This window comes from Streptomyces sp. NPDC000410, assembly GCF_040300305.1.
Lineage (GTDB): Bacteria > Actinomycetota > Actinomycetes > Streptomycetales > Streptomycetaceae > Streptomyces.
Genome location: NZ_JBEPDM010000022.1, coordinates 100,294 through 115,122, shown reverse-complemented (window position 1 = coordinate 115,122; position 14,829 = coordinate 100,294). Strand labels below are relative to the sequence as shown.

The following is a 14,829-nucleotide window of genomic DNA, read 5'->3' as shown; positions in this document are numbered from 1 at the left end:
CGATACCCGCCCCACACGACAACGCCGGTCTCCACGAGCACAACCAGATCGTGGAGACCGACGTCACGCTCGACCCGGATTAACCAACAGCGTCCATCCCGGGGTGGGCCGCCCACACGCGGGCGGCGGCACAGACCCACGGCAGATCCGACCGCACCCTGAGACCGGTTCGCCCCCGGCCCACCCCGCCGGTTAGGTTTCAGTCATGACCGACACGACTGCTACTCGCACCACCGGCGCCGTGGCCGCCGGGCTCGCCACCCTGACCGCCGACGGCACCGTCCTCGACACCTGGTTCCCCGCTCCCGAGCTCTCCGCCGAGCCCGGCCCCGCCGGCACCGAGCGGCTGACGGCCGAGCGTGCCGTCGAGCTGCTCGGTGAGGGCGCCGCCAAGGCCATCGGCCCGGACGCCCGCCGTGGCGTCGAGGTCGTCGCCGTCCGTACGGTCATCGCCTCGCTCGACGACAAGCCGCTGGACGCGCACGACGCCTACCTGCGCCTCCACCTGCTCTCCCACCGCCTCGTCAAGCCGCACGGCCAGAACCTGGACGGTGTCTTCGGGCTGCTCACCAACGTCGCCTGGACCTCGCTCGGCCCCGTCGCGGTCGACGACGTCGAGACGGTCCGGCTGAACGCCCGCGCCGAGGGCCTGCACCTCCAGGTGACCTCCATCGACAAGTTCCCGCGGATGACGGACTACGTGGCCCCGGCCGGCGTGCGGATCGCCGACGCCGACCGCGTACGGCTCGGCGCCCACCTGGCCGCCGGGACCACGGTCATGCACGAGGGCTTCGTCAACTTCAACGCCGGCACGCTCGGCACCTCCATGGTCGAGGGCCGGATCTCCGCGGGCGTCATCGTCGGCGACGGTTCCGACATCGGCGGCGGCGCCTCCACCATGGGCACCCTGTCCGGCGGCGGCAACGTCATCATCTCCATCGGCGAGCGCTGCCTGATCGGCGCCGAGGCGGGCGTCGGCATCGCGCTCGGCGACGAGTGCGTCGTCGAGGCCGGTCTGTACGTCACCGCCGGTACCCGCGTGACGATGCCCGACGGCCAGATCGTGAAGGCCCGCGAGCTCTCCGGCGCGTCCAACATCCTCTTCCGCCGCAACTCGGTGACCGGTGCCGTCGAGGCCCGCCCGAACAACGCGGTCTGGGGCGGCCTCAACGAGATCCTCCACAGCCACAACTGATCGTCCTCAGTATCTGGTTGACGCGATTCCACGCATTCGTGTGACTCTGCGTGCCCTCGGACGCCCCCAAGCGGATGAACAGGGCACCGCAGAGTCAACACGAAGACTCACGAAGACTCAGACCACGAAGGGTCAGGGCGAGGACGCGATATGAAGACCAGGCTGGCCGCACTCGGAACACTGACGCTGATGGCCGTGGCGTCGCAGGCGTCCGGCGTCGCGTACGCCGACGAGACGCACACCAATTCGCACAACGGGCACTCGGTCACACTGATCAAGACCGGCCAGATCGACGACCCGCTCGAGGACGTCCTGGAGCACGCCACGATCCTCGGCCGTACGGTCATGAGTGAACCGGCCGAGGCGGCAGAGCCCGCCGAGCCCGCTTAGTCGGCCGGGGGGGCGGCCGGGTCGGCTCAGTCGGCCAGGGCGGCTGGGCGGGCTGGCGAGAGTTCGCCAATCAAGCGTACGGATGTTCGCCCCTGGGGCAGGATGAACGCATGATCCGTCTCACGCGTCTCGCCGCGCTCCCCCTCCTCCTCGTCCTGGCCGCCTGCGGCACGGAGCGGGCCGGTGACCCGGCCCCCGACCGTGCCGCGCTGGAGGCCCGCGCCCGGGGCATCGAGTCCGCGCCGGAGCTCATCTACGCCACCGAGGTGGACGGATTCGAGCTGGCGAAGCAGTCCGTGGGCCCGTCCGGCAGCAGGGGCTTCCAGAGCACGTACGTCTCGCGGTCCGGCGGCGGGCAGATCCATCTCGTCGTCGACGCGGGCTCCCTCACGGAGGCCAACTGCCCCTCCCAGGCCGTGGACGCGTCATCGGCGGCCAAGGTGACCTGCGAGCGGGACGGCAAGGGCTGGTACCGCACCACGTCGAGCCGCCACGAGTACGCCCGAGACGAGGGCGGTCACGTCGTGCGCATAGCCGCCGACCGGGCCGTGGACCGCGACACCCTGCGTCGCGCCGCCGAAGCCGCCCACCGCGCCGACGACCGTGAGCTGGACGAGATCCTGCCCGAGAAGCAAGCGGCTCCCCCGTCTCCGGTGGAGCGCGGCGACCTTCCGCCTGCCGGTGACGGCGCCCCGAGGAACGACTACAACGCCGGCGGCTGACGCGCTTGACCTCAACCTTGGTTCACATTCGAGGATGGTGATCACAGCGGCGCCCGACACGGGCACGCAGACCGAGGAGGACCATCATGAGCGTGCGGCTTTCCACCATCCCCGACCTCACCCGCCCCGGCGTCGGCAGCGTCAAGGTCAGTACCTGGCACGTCGGCACCCCCGAGCGGCAGAAGGCCGCCGTCGAGGCGATCGCGAGCGCCTGGCAGTCCCGCGACTGGCCGGCCGTGGGCCTGCTCTCGTACAGCGTCTACACGAGCAACGACGGGACGGCCCTGCTCCACTACTCGCAGTGGACCGGCGAGGAGGCCTACCAGGAGTTCTTCCGCACCTTCCGGGACGAGCGGAACAGCGAGATCGACGAGGCCGTGCCGGGCATCGAGCGGGTCGGACTGAACTCGTACGAGCTCTACCGCAGTGAAAAGGAGGCCGGTGACACCCGCGTCCCGGGCTGCGTGGTGATCGTGGAGGTCGACTTCGACGGGCCCGATCCGGCCCGGCAGCGCGACTGGATCGACGCCGTCTTCACCGCCATCGACAGCGATCCGGACACGCACCCGGGCGGTATATCGGCGCACTTCCACACCGGCACCGACGGCACGCGCGTGCTCAACTACGCGGAGTGGGAGAGCGACCAGGCCCACCGGGAGGCGCTCGAAGCCCCCGGTTCCGGCGTCGGGTCCGCCACCGAGCAGTGGGCCCGCGTGCAGCAGTACCCGGGGCTCGCGGGCAGCCGCGTGACGCGCTACACGCCCGCGCTCAGCATGAGCGCGGACGTGTAGACGGCAGAAGATCCTGCCGGGGCGGGGTTACGGGCGGAAGCGCAGCACCTGCGGGTCGTGGTCGCTGTTCTGGGCCGCGAACTCCGCGTTGATGTGCACGCTGTCGTAGCTGAACTCGTCGATCGACGGGCTGGTCAGGATCTGGTCGAGCACCTGGCTGTTGCCCTGGAAGACGTACGAGTAACGCTCGGCACGTGGCAGGGACTTGATCGCCGGGTACAGCGCCCCGCCGTCCGTCAGCGCCTTCGTGGTCGCCGAGAACTCGAAGTCGTTGATGTCGCCGAGGACCACGACGTCGGCGCTCCGCTGCACCTTCAGGATGTCCTTGACGAAGGAGTTGACCGCCTGAGCCTGCGGGAGGCGCCTGGTCTCGGAGGAGCGGACCGGCGGCTGGTGGTGCGAGGCCAGGCCCTCGTCGCCGCCCTTCGAGCCGAAGTGGTTGGCGATCACGAAGACAGTGCGGCCCCGGAAGGTGAACTCGCCCGCGAGCGGCTTGCGGCTGTTCTCCCAGGCGGCGTTCGCCGGGTCGATCCGCCCGGGGGAGAGGGTGAGCGCGGCACGGCCCCGCTCGCCCTTGACCACCTTCGTGGCCGCCGTCGCGTCGCCGCCCGGACGGTCGGTGAAGGAGACCCGCTCCGGGTTGAACAGGAAGACCTGACGGATGTTGCCGCCGGGCTCGCCGCCGTCCTTGTTGTTCTCCGGGTCGACCGTGCGCCACTCGTACGCGGGGCCGCCCGCCGCCGTGATCGCGTCGGTGAACTTCCGGAGCGTCTGGTCGGCGGCGACCGTGCCGTCGTTCTTGGCGCCGTTGTTGTCCTGGATCTCCTCCAGGGCGACGATGTCCGGCGAGGCGAGGTTGTCGACGACGGCCTTCGCCAGAGCGTCGAACTTCTCCTGCGGGTCGGACGGGTCCAGGTTCTCCACGTTGTACGTGGCCACGGCCAGTTCGCCCCGGCGCTGCGGGCGTGTCGACTCGCGCTCCAGGCCGCGGTCGTTGACCGTGCCGAGGGTGCGGGCGGTGATCGTGTAGCCGCCGAACTGGTTGAAGTCCAGCGGGCCTTCGGTCGTCCCGGACAGCACGTCGCCGACGTTCGCCTTGGGGAACGGCTGCTGGGCGAGCGGCACCAGCGACTGGATCTGGAGCCGGCCGGTGTTCTGGGACTCGTACGAGCCGTAGCGTGCGCCGCCGCGCACGGTCGGGTTCTCCTGGGGCTTCACCGTCACCCACAGCTCGGAGTACGGGTCGGTGGCGCCGACGACGCGCGAGGTCCCGATGCGGACGTTGCTGCCTTCGAGCGACTCGTAGTAGTCGAGGGCGTACGAGCGGGGCTTGAGCGGCAGCGCGTTGATGCTGTTCGCGGCGGCCGGGTCGCCGGCCGGGGCGTACGCCGAGGGCACGGTCCGGGCGGAGACGGTGACCGGCGCGGGCAGCGCGTTGCCGGAGGAGACCACGGTGACGGCGGGCTTGGAGAGCTGGGTGAGCGACTGGTTCCCGGAGTTCACGCCGCCCGGGACGAACTCGCCTACCGTGCCGGAAACCTTCACGGCGTCCCCGACGGCGACGGTGGGGTTGGAGCCGGTGAAGACGAAGATGCCCTCACTGGTGGCCGGATTCGTGTCGGCCTGGGGGTCCTGGAGCCAGAAGCCGCGGGAGGAGCCGTACGTACGGACACCGATGACGATGCCCTCGACGTCGGTGACCTGCTGTCCGACGAGCGGGGAGACCCTGGTGGCGCCCTGGATGTCATGGATGCGCACCTCGGCGGCGGCGGCCGAGGAGGAGCCGGCGAGCAGCCCGGCGGCCAGGGCGGTGGCGATGACTGCCGAGACGGATGCGGACCTCGGTATGGAAGGCATCAGGAAACTCCTGCGTGGGGGTGAGGGGTGGTTCATGGCGCGAAACATTCTGTCTACGCGCGTCAATCTCTTGGCAGAGCAACCCCCTTGTCAAGAGCCGTCGGGTGTACGGAGGTTGACGGGTACATGAACCGGCCTTCATGGGTGGAAATGCGTCTACGCTGGGGGCCGCCCCGAGCCGGGGGCCGTCCCGACCCCGAACCGCGCACGCCCGAGGAGAACCAGCAGATGTCAGCAGACCGCCCCGCCGGACGCCCCACCCTGCCGCCGGTGCGGCTGCACTCAGAGGCCGAACTTGCGCGGAACGCGCTCGGTGCGCCGCTGCTGGCCCGCGCCGTCCGTCTCGCGCGCTGGGCCGGCCCCGGGACCGAGGTCGGCGCGGGCGGGGAGCTCGCCGAAGAGCAACTGCCCGCAGCTGTCGAGGCGTTGGGACTCGTCGCGGACGAGGACGGGGCCGCCGACGCCAGCGAGGCCTGGCGGATCGCCGTGGACACGGGGCTCGTCGAGGTCGTCGACCCGGACGACGAGACGGCGGAACACGGCACGGTGACCGAGGGCGGGAGCCTGCCGCTGATCACCGGCGGCAGCCCGCAGGATGTGCTCGCCCTCTGGCAGGACGCCTTCGACGCGGTCTTCGCCGACGCCACCGCGCCCATCCTCGACGACCTCGCCGACGTCATCGGCGAGGACGGCGAGATCGACTTCGAGGCGCTCGACTGGGACCCGGAGGCGGAGAGCGAGTTCCTCGAAGGCGTCCTCGGCAATCTGTATCTGCTCACCGTCTCGGAAGGCGGCGCGGGGGAAGGGCCCGTGCCCCTGCCCGCGCTCGCCGCCTCGATGATCGTTCCCGACGACATGGGTGAGCCCACCGACGACATCCTCGAGCAGGTGTCCGAGGCGATGATGCGGCTGGACGACCAGTTCCGGCTGCTGGAGCCGATCGGACTGGTCGAATACCGGCCGGTCGACGAGGCGCTGATGGTGGAGGAGGGCACGGAGGCGGCGCCCGCGGTCGACGACGAGGACGTGTCCCGGTACGGGCTGGTGAAGCTGACCCCGCTCGGCCTGTACGGGATCCGGGCCCGGATGCTGGAGGCGGGCGTGATGGCGCCCGCGGTCGGGGACCTGGCGGACAAGGGAGCGGAAGCGCTCCTGGACGGCGTCGCGTACTACCCCGAGGCGTCGGCGCGGGCCGAGACGGAGCTGTGGCTGGCCCGGCGCGAACCGTCCACGGCCGCCGGTGAACTCCTCGCGGCGGCCCGCGGCTCCGACCCCGGTGCGCCGCTGCGCCGGCTCCACTGTCAGCAGGCACTCTCCCTGGCCGGCGCGGACGCCGAACCGGCGGTCCGGGACGTCCTCGGCGACGCGGAACTGGGCGGCCTCGCGCGGGTCTGGCTCGCCGAGCGGGGCGCGGCGGATGTGCCCGCGCCGCCCGAGACGATGATCTTCTGGCTGGCCATCGACACGATTGCCGCGCAACTGGACGCGGACGGCGACCTGGAGGAGCTCCAGGAGCTGGTCGAGGGCCTCGTCGGCCGCCACAGCGGGTTCTTCGACGAGGCGTGGCGTGTCGATCATCCCGCGACGGCGGATGTGCTGGAGGCGATGGGGCGGCTTCACCGCGACAAGAAGACGGCGAAGGACGCCCGCAAGGCCGCGTTCAAGGCCCGTTCCCGCCGGGGCGCGTAACGCTTGGGCGCGAGCGGGCGGGCGGTGGGGTGAGGGTGGGGGGCGCCTGCGGCGGGCTTTGTCCCCTACCCGCCCTCCCCCAGAGCTTCGCCTGGGAGGTACCCCCATCCCGAAACTGGGGCTCCGCCCCAGCCCCCGTTTTGCGGGGGCTCCGCCCCCGAACCCCCGCGCCTCAAACGCCGGCGAGGCTGGATATGGGGGGCCGGGGCAGAGCCCGCCGCAGGCGTCACGCGCGACCCCGGGCGGGACACCGGTGTGCGGTGAACCGTCCCGTGGTGTTCACGTGCCGTTTATGCGGGAGCGAAAGCGTGTGGCCCGACACCGGCCAGACCCTCCCGTCCGCCCGTCACCACGCCCCTCAGGAGACCGCGATGCCGCTCACCCGCAGGGAATTCACCGGAAAGTCCGCGCTCACCGGCGCGGGACTCGCCCTCACCGGCGCCGTCGGAGCGCTGGCCACCGCGCCGGGCGCGCTCGCCGCCGCGGAGGCGGAGGAAGGGGCCGGACACGACGACCCCGGCTACGGGCCGCTGGTCCCCGACCCCAAGGGCGTCCTCGCGCTCCCGGCGGGGTTCACGTACCGGACCATCACCCACAGCGGCGTCACGAGGCTGGAGTCGGGCGAGTTCACCCCGTCCAACCACGACGGCACCGCCTCCTTCGACGGGCCTCGCGGCGTGACGCTCCTGGTCGTGAACCACGAGCTCAAGGGCGCCCGGTCGAAGTGGACGTACCCCGTCCCGCTCACCGACGGCCTCGTCTACGACCCTGCGGCGGCCGGCGGCTGCACGGTCGTGGAGACGCACCGCGACGGCCGCAGCGCGGAGTGGGTCGGCATCGCCGGGACGTCCACCAACTGCGCCGGCGGCCGTACCCCCTGGGGCACCTGGCTCACCTGCGAGGAGAACTCCGACCGGGCCGGTGAGAACGGCATGACCAAGGACCACGGCTACGTCTTCGAGGTCGATCCGTACGACCGACGGGCCAACCGCCACCCCAAGCCGATCAAGGCCTTCGGGCGGTTCGACCACGAGGCCGTCGTCATCGACCCGAAGCGCGGGCACGCGTATCTGACCGAGGACGACTCCGACCCCAACGGCCTGTTCTACCGCTGGGTCCCGCCGCACGGCTTCCAGCACGGCCGCGGCCGGCTGCGCCACATCCCCGACGACGCGGGCGTCCTCCAGGCGCCCAAGTGCTACGACGCGGGCGGCCGTTTCGTCGACGACCTGTCCCGCGCCACCCGCATCGGCACGGTCTACGGCGTCGACTGGGCCGATGTCCCCGACCGCGACGGCAAGGACGTGCCGGTGCGCGAGCAGTTCGGCGCGGGCGAGGTCACCCGCGCCCGCAAGCTCGAAGGCATGTGGTGGGCCGACGGCGGCGCGTACCTCGTCTCCTCGTACGCCCGCGAGGAGAGCCCCGGTCAGCCGCACGACGGCCAGGTCTGGTTCTACAACCCCAGCCGCCGCACCCTCACCCTCAAGGTGCTGCTCGGCGTGGCCTCCGGCTTCGACGGCCCCGACAACATCACCGTCTCCCCGTACGGCGGACTCGTCATCGCCGAGGACGGCGAGGGCGTCCAGCATCTCTTCGGCGCGACCGAGCGCGGCCGTACGTACCCCATCGCCCGCAACGAGCTCAACGACAGCGAATTCACCGGCGTGGTGTTCTCCCCGGACGGGCGGACGCTCTACGCCAACATCCAGGAACCGGGAATGCTGCTCGCCATCACCGGCCCGTGGAAGCGCGTACGGGCCCGCTGAACGACGCCGCTCGAAAGGCGCCCGGAAAAACCCTTGGCGCGGACCCGGCCCGCCTCCCTAGAGTGATCCTCGTCCAGGTGCGCAGGCAGGACCTACTTCCACTCTTAATGGGGAGGCCACGGGTTCGAGTCCCGTCACCGGCGCTCGTGCCGGTGTAGCTCAGTCGGCAGAGCACCAACCGTCGGTTCCGCCGAACTGTCCTCTGGACACCACAACTTCATGCACCTCCCGGTGCGCCAGGCCGCGGCTACTTGTTCACAACAAATCCCGCCGCAGCCACCTTTGATCTCGGGAGGCCCAGCATGCGAAGAGAGTGCCCGGTGCGCAGGCAACGGATACTTCCGGATCTGGCGGTTGCGGGTTCGAGTCCCGTCACGTCCTGAGGGACGCGTAGCTCAAGCGGATAGAGCACCAGGCATAAGCACCGTCGCCGACTCCTGATCTCGGGCACCCTCTTCGATGCTGAGCTTCCCCTGGAATTTCTGAATTCGGGGGAATTCGCATGGCACGCTTCAACATTCGCAAGACCAAGGCCCACGTGGTCTCGCCCGTGAGGACGACCGGGCGCACCACGGTCAACCACCAGGGGGGCCGGGGACACCTCCGGGACGCCAAGTCCGAGCTCTTCCTGCTCGCGGTGGCCAACTTCGTCTCGCAGCAGACCTTCTACGAGTCCGGCGAGGCCCGCGACGACCGGTTCGCCGCCCTCGTCCGCACCCTCGCGGTCGAGGACCCCGAGTGGACCGCCGGCCTCCTGGGCTGGCTGCGCGGTGACGCGGGCATGCGTACGGCCTCCCTCGTCGGCGCCGCCGAGTACGTCAAGGCCCGCCTCGACGCGGGCGCGACCGACGGCCCCTCGAACCGGCAGGTCGTCGCCTCCGTGCTGCGCCGCGCCGATGAGCCCGGGGAGCTGCTCGGCTACTGGACCTCGCGGTACGGGCGCGCCGTGCCCAAGCCCGTCAAGCGCGGTGTCGCCGACGCCGTACGCCGGCTCTACAACGGCAAGTCCCTGCTGAAGTACGACACCGCCTCGAAGGGCTACCGCTTCGGCGACGTCCTCAACCTGGTGCACGCCGCCCCCGACCCGGACAAGCCGTGGCAGGGCGAGCTGTTCCGGTACGCCCTCGACCGCCGGCACAACCCGGACACGGCCGTGCCGCCCGCCTCGAACCGTACGCTGACCGCCCACCGGGCGCTGATGGCGCTGCCGGTCGAGGAGCGGCGCGCCGTGATCACGGCGCCGGACGGTGCGGAGCGGCTGGCCGCGGCCGGGATGACCTGGGAGGCGCTGGCGGGCTGGCTGCAGGGGCCGATGGACGCGGCGGCCTGGGAGGCCGTGATCCCGTCCATGGGGGCGATGGCGCTGGTGCGCAACCTGCGCAACTTCGACGAGGCCGGAGTCTCGGACGAGGTCGCGGCGCAGGTCGCGGCGAAGATCTCGGACCCGGAGGTGGTGACCGCGTCGCGGCAGTTCCCGTTCCGTTACCTCGCGGCGTACCAGCACGCGCCGTCGCTGCGCTGGTCGTACCCGCTGGAGCAGGCGCTCGGGCACTCGCTGGGAGCCGTGCCCGCGCTGCCCGGCCGGACGCTGATCCTGGTGGACCGTTCCGGCTCGATGTGGGCGCCGCTCTCCGACCGCTCGCAGCTCAACCGGGCCGACGCGGCGGCGATCTTCGGCACGGCCCTGGCGATGCGGGCGGCCGATGCCGATCTGATCGAGTTCGGTTCGACCAGCAAGCCGGTGCGGTACCGGCGGGGCGAGTCGGTGCTGAAGGTTCTGGGGCGTTTCGGGAACCTCGGCGGCACCGACACCGCCGAGGCGGTACGCGCGCACTACAAGAAGCACGACCGGGTGTTGATCGTCACAGACGAGCAGGCGGCGTACAGCTTCCGCGGCGACCCGACCGCGCAGATTCCGGCGCACACACCCGTCTACACCTGGAATCTCGCGGGGTACCGGGCCGGTCACGCTCCGTCGGGATCGCCCGGGCGGCACACCTTCGGCGGCCTCACGGACGCGGCGTTCCGCATGGTGCCGCTCCTGGAGGCGGGCCGGGACGCGCACTGGCCGTGGGTGAAGGCTTGAACCAGGGGTGGGCGGAGGGCGCATACTTCCGGTAATGACAAAGTCAGCCGGATCCCGGCGCCATCTGCCCACCAGTCCCTTCAACCGGCCCACCCCGGACAGCCTCCCGATCGAGCAATTCGATGTGGGCGACCGGGTCTCGCATGATCAATTCGGACTCGGAAGAGTCATCGCGGTCGAGGGCGACAACGCTGTGCTCATCGACTTCGCGGGGCAGCAGGGAAGGATCCTGAGCCCCTACACCAAACTGTCCAAACTCTGATCGAACCGGGCCTGGGGCCGCCGCGCGGGCGACGACCCCAGGCCCGGTCGATCTCCGTGCCGGTCCGGTCAGAGCGCCTGTGCCGCGGGCTTGACCATGCCGCGGACCGTGCGGGACTTCACGAACTCGCCCATCGCGGTCATCTCCCACTCGCCGGAGAACTGCTTGATCAGCTTGGCCATCATCACGCCGGTCTGCGGCTCGGCGCCGGTGAGGTCGAAGCGGACCAGCTCCTCGCCGGTCGCCGCGTCGATCAGCCGGCAGTACGCCTTCGCGACCTCGGAGAACTTCTGGCCGGAGAAGGAGTTCACCGTGAAGACCAGGCCCGTGGCGTCGTCGGGCAGCCGGCCGAGGTCGACCATGATCACCTCGTCGTCACCGCCGCCCTCGCCGGTCAGATTGTCGCCGGAGTGCTTGACCGCGCCGTTCAGGATCGACAGCTTGCCGAAGTAGCAGCTGTCCAGATGGTTGCGCTGCGGGCCGTACGCGATCACCGACGCGTCCAGGTCGATGTCCCTGCCGCGGAACGCGGGCTCCCAGCCGAGGCCCATCTTGACCTGGGAGAGGAGCGGGCGGCCGCCCTTGACCAGGGATACGGTCTGGTTCTTCTGCAGGCTGACCCGGCCCTTGTCCAGGTTGATCTTCCCGGTGCCGGGCGCGGCGGCCGGCGGGGCGGAGGGCGGCGCCGGGGGAGCGGGCGGCGCGGCGACGCGCGGGTCCGCCACCGGGGCTGCGGGGGCCGGGACGGGGGCGGCGGGCGCCGGTGCCGCGGCGGGCGGCTCCTCCTCGACCGAGACGCCGAAGTCGGTGGCGATGCCCGCCAGCCCGTTCGCGTACCCCTGGCCGACCGCACGGGCCTTCCACGCGCCGTTGCGCAGGTAGATCTCCACGACCACCAGCGCCGTCTCCGCGCCCAGCTGGGGCGGGGTGAAGGTCGCCACCGCACTGCCGTCGTCGGCGTTGCGGATCGTGGCCGTGGGCTCGATGCCCTGGAACGTCTGCCCCGCCGCGTCCGGGCTCGCGGTGACGACGATCTTCTCGATCCCCGGGGGGACGGCCGCGGTGTCGACGATGATCGCGTCGGGCGCCGTGCCCCCGCCGGAGCGGTAGGTGACGCCAGGGCCCGTCGGCTGGTTGTAGAAGATGAAATCGTCGTCGGAGCGCACCTTGCCGTCGGCGGTGAGCAGCAGGCCCGATACGTCGAGCCGCACGGGGGCGGTGACGTCCACCGCCACGCGCGTGGCGGACAGGGGGATGTTCGAGCCAGGGGTCATAGCTGTCATGCCAGAGGTAACGACCGAGGTGGCTTTGCCGTTCCCTTACCTTGGCCCGAACAGGTCTAGCGCCGCCCGGACCGGTTCCTCGGGTGCTCGCGGGCCGTCCGCTCGTTCCCGAACCGGTACGCACCGGTCCAGCGGGCCATGACCAGCTGCGCGTCCCCGGACTCCACCTCGGTCAGGAACTTCTCCGCGCGCGCACCGCGCAGGGTGCCGGCGGCGCGGCCCCGGTGGGTGATGACGACGCTTCCGTCGCCGCGCTGCCGGTACTCGAAATCCGAAGGTCTTGGCATGGCCCGCATCCTGCCCTGTGCGGGTGTTCCGGTCACCCGGATTTCGGCTCGGTGTGGCCACTGGGGCGGATGGGTGACGAAGTGTCTGCCGAGGTGCGCGCGGTCCGGGGTGTCCGGGTTGTCCGGGTCGGGTTCGCCCTGTTCGGCGACGAGCTTGGGCGCGTACCGCTGCGAGTCGTCCTGCGGCTCGTGGCCGAGCGCCCGTGCCGTCGTCAGGTCCCACCACGGGCGTGTGTTGGCGGAGGAGCCGTGGACGACGGTATGGCCGACGTCCTCGGCGGTGAGCGAGGCGTGGAAGAGGCGTGCGGCGTCGGCCGGGCTCAGCCGGACGGAGACGGTGCCGCTGCGCGGGGCGTTTTCCCCTACCCGCCCCTTCCCGAAACTGGGGCTCTGCCCCAGCCCCCGCTGCGGGTGCTCCGCCCCCGGACCCCCGCCGGGGCCGCTGCCCAGGACCCCGCTCCTCAATCGCCGGAGGGGCTCATTCTGAGCCCGTCCGGCGTTTGAGGACACGGCCGAAGGCCGTACGGGGGTCTGGGGGCTTGCCCCCAGCCACGCGGCGGAGCCGCAAATCGACACTGCGGGATGGGGGTACCTCCCAGGCGAAGCTCTGGGGGAGGGCGGGGCGGGGAGCAGCATCGATGTGCGGCTCCGCCGCGTGGCCCGCCGCAGGCGCCCCCCGCCCGGTCAGGCCGATCGGCGCCGGCGGTAGCGACGTACCAGCGCGGGCAGCCACGGCAGCGCGCCCAGCACCGCCAGGAGCGAGAGCAGCGGTACCCGCCACCACGGCGAGATCGTCGCCGGTGGCGCGGGCGGTGTGCGCTCCACCCAGGGGCGGGCCGTCTTCGACCAGGCGAGGAACGCGTCACCGACCGGCAGCAGCCCGAAGGCGTACCGCTTGGTCCACGGTGTGCCGACCGGCAGGCCGAGCAGCTCGCCGTGGTTGGCCAGCGCCCCGGCGAGCGCGGTGTCGCCGTGGACCTGGGCCGCGCCGATGGTGACCACGGTCGCCGAGAGGCTCACCCCGAGCGGGAGCGGACCGGAGTCGACGTCGGCCGGACCGTCCTCGCCGTCGGGGTACTCCCGCACGGCCGGCCCGAGGCCGAGCGGCGAAACGATGTACCGGTCGCGAAAGCACGGGTACTGCGCCTCGGCGAATTCCGGGTCGATGTCGACGAGGAAGCGCTGGATGATGCTCTGCGACGTGCCCCTGGCCACCTCGGCCGGCGCGCCGGTGTCCGGGTCGGCCCGGTGCGGGAGCAGCCCGGTGCGTGGATCGAGCCGTTCGCGCACCCCCTTCAGCCACCGCTCGGCCGTCCCGGCGAACCGTGGGGGCAGCAGGGAGTCGTGCAGCCGCAGCGAGGCCATCGCCACGGTCGAGTCGACCGGCCACGCCTGCCCGGGGTACGCCGCCAGATAGGGGGTCGCCGAGGCGTCGAACGCGGCGCCGAGCGCGGCGGAATCCTCGGCGAACCGGCGCAGCTCGGCCGGATCGCGTTGCGCGGCCGGTTGCAGGCTCAGCACCCCACCGCGCAGCCAGTTGGACCAGCCGCGGTAGAAGACGCCGTACGACGGGACGAGGTCCGCGCTGAACGGGGCGCGGCCGGACGGCGAGTCCAGCCGCTCCAGCGCCCACCGGGCCTCCCGCAGCGCCTCCGACCGTTCGCCGGCCGGCTCGCGCATGCCGGTCTCGACCCAGCTCAGGCCGTACAGCACGTGCAGGAAGAAGTACCCCTCCGGGAACATCCGCTGCGCCTCGTCGCCGCCACCACCGTCGAGCGCCGAGCGCAGGAACGCCAACTGCCGCTCCACCCCGGGCGGTTCCCCGGCCGGGCCCGCGGTGGCCGGCGCGATCAGGCGTATCGCCCCCACCAGCGCGCAGAGGCTGACCACCACGGCGACGAGCCGACGCGACCATCGCAGCGACCGGCGCACAGTTGATCGAGTTCCGGACATGCGCCGACCCTACAGCGGCGTGTCGGACGGGCGGGACGCCGTCCGCCGCCCCTCGTGCCACAGCGCCGCGCCCGTCACCAGCGCTCCCAGCCCCTCCCACAGGCCTACGCCGAGGAACCCGGCCGGGGCGCGGCCGGTGACGACGGCGAGGGTGAAGACCGTGCAGGTCAGCAGACGGAAGGGAACCGTCCAGCGGAAGAAGGGCTTCCAGTCGGCCAGCGAGGCCAGGATGTAGTAGACGCCCATATTGACGGCGGCCATCGACGAGGCGGTGAGGAAGACCAGGGTGTGGTCTCCCTCCGCGCGGCGGGCGTCCGGCATGGGCTCGAAGCCCATGGACGTGAGGAGAGCGTCCGGGGAGATCAGCCCCACCACCCCCAGGGCGGCGGCGAGGACGCCGAAGACCGCCATGGTCCAGCCGGACAGGGAACGGGGCAGGGCGCGCACAGAAGTCCTCCGTGTTCGGATGGAGTTGAAGCATCGACGGCTCCTGCATACCGTGCGCTCCGCCCAGGCCCGCGACCGGGGTGGTCCGTGACCCGGGTGCC

13 protein-coding genes, 1 tRNA gene and 1 pseudogene are annotated in these 14,829 nt (G+C 71.6%); 9 read left to right on the top strand and 6 right to left on the bottom strand.

Going from position 1 to position 14,829, the window contains the following annotated elements; genetic code table 11:
• The first annotated feature begins 205 nt into the window (after positions 1-205).
• The 4 genes from dapD (at position 206) to ABT342_RS22380 (ending at position 3,098) form a co-directional block, all read left to right on the top strand.
• Entirely contained in the window at positions 206-1,195 is a 990-nt protein-coding gene (gene dapD, locus ABT342_RS22395; protein WP_351576527.1) for a 2,3,4,5-tetrahydropyridine-2,6-dicarboxylate N-succinyltransferase, read from the top strand.
• 150 nt (positions 1,196-1,345) lie between these two features.
• Positions 1,346-1,585, top strand: coding sequence for a hypothetical protein (locus ABT342_RS22390; protein ID WP_351576524.1), 240 nt, complete (start codon positions 1,346-1,348; stop codon positions 1,583-1,585).
• 110 nt (positions 1,586-1,695) lie between these two features.
• The gene (locus ABT342_RS22385; RefSeq protein ID WP_351576521.1) at positions 1,696-2,307 is read left to right on the top strand and encodes a hypothetical protein; all 612 of its coding nucleotides are present in this window, start codon (positions 1,696-1,698) and stop codon (positions 2,305-2,307) included.
• An 86-nt stretch (positions 2,308-2,393) separates the two neighbouring features.
• Complete coding sequence (locus ABT342_RS22380; RefSeq protein ID WP_351576519.1) at positions 2,394-3,098, top strand: antibiotic biosynthesis monooxygenase; 705 nt, start codon at positions 2,394-2,396, stop codon at positions 3,096-3,098.
• 27 nt (positions 3,099-3,125) lie between these two features.
• On the opposite strand, the gene ABT342_RS22375 is transcribed toward ABT342_RS22380, so the two are convergent.
• Complete coding sequence (locus ABT342_RS22375; protein ID WP_351576515.1) at positions 3,126-4,955, bottom strand: DUF8508 domain-containing protein; 1,830 nt, start codon at positions 4,953-4,955, stop codon at positions 3,126-3,128.
• A 228-nt stretch (positions 4,956-5,183) separates the two neighbouring features.
• Here ABT342_RS22375 and ABT342_RS22370 point away from each other — a divergent pair, with 228 nt between their 5' ends.
• From ABT342_RS22370 to ABT342_RS22350, 5 genes are all read left to right on the top strand, one after another.
• On the top strand, positions 5,184-6,644 hold the full coding sequence (locus ABT342_RS22370; RefSeq protein ID WP_351576512.1) for a hypothetical protein: 1,461 nt from the start codon (positions 5,184-5,186) through the stop codon (positions 6,642-6,644).
• A 371-nt stretch (positions 6,645-7,015) separates the two neighbouring features.
• Positions 7,016-8,410: an alkaline phosphatase PhoX gene (locus ABT342_RS22365; protein WP_351576548.1), complete on the top strand. Its 1,395-nt coding sequence runs from the start codon at positions 7,016-7,018 to the stop codon at positions 8,408-8,410.
• 70 nt (positions 8,411-8,480) lie between these two features.
• Positions 8,481-8,550 (top strand) — tRNA-Lys (locus tag ABT342_RS22360).
• A gap of 362 nt (positions 8,551-8,912) precedes the next feature.
• Positions 8,913-10,496, top strand: coding sequence for a TROVE domain-containing protein (locus ABT342_RS22355; RefSeq protein ID WP_351576509.1), 1,584 nt, complete (start codon positions 8,913-8,915; stop codon positions 10,494-10,496).
• Between the two features lie 34 nt (positions 10,497-10,530).
• A complete protein-coding gene (locus tag ABT342_RS22350; protein ID WP_351576506.1) occupies positions 10,531-10,758 on the top strand; it encodes a hypothetical protein in 228 nt (75 codons plus the stop codon).
• A gap of 68 nt (positions 10,759-10,826) precedes the next feature.
• Here ABT342_RS22350 and ABT342_RS22345 read toward each other — a convergent pair whose 3' ends face one another.
• The 5 genes and pseudogenes from ABT342_RS22345 to ABT342_RS22325 all read right to left on the bottom strand — a co-directional run bounded on the left by ABT342_RS22345 (position 10,827) and on the right by ABT342_RS22325 (position 14,692).
• Positions 10,827-12,041, bottom strand: a complete 1,215-nt coding sequence (locus ABT342_RS22345; RefSeq protein WP_351576503.1) for a TerD family protein — start codon at positions 12,039-12,041, stop codon at positions 10,827-10,829.
• 56 nt (positions 12,042-12,097) lie between these two features.
• Positions 12,098-12,328: a hypothetical protein gene (locus tag ABT342_RS22340; protein ID WP_351576545.1), complete on the bottom strand. Its 231-nt coding sequence runs from the start codon at positions 12,326-12,328 to the stop codon at positions 12,098-12,100.
• Between the two features lie 51 nt (positions 12,329-12,379).
• Positions 12,380-12,664 (bottom strand): annotated as a pseudogene (locus tag ABT342_RS22335) (NAD-dependent epimerase/dehydratase family protein); the annotation flags it as partial.
• Between the two features lie 348 nt (positions 12,665-13,012).
• Positions 13,013-14,281 carry a hypothetical protein gene (locus tag ABT342_RS22330; RefSeq protein ID WP_351576500.1) on the bottom strand — a complete coding sequence of 423 codons (1,269 nt, stop codon included), beginning with the start codon at positions 14,279-14,281 and terminating at the stop codon, positions 13,013-13,015.
• Positions 14,282-14,290: 9 nt separating this feature from the next.
• A complete protein-coding gene (locus ABT342_RS22325) occupies positions 14,291-14,692 on the bottom strand; it encodes a hypothetical protein (protein WP_351576541.1) in 402 nt (133 codons plus the stop codon).
• Positions 14,693-14,829 lie beyond the last annotated feature (137 nt).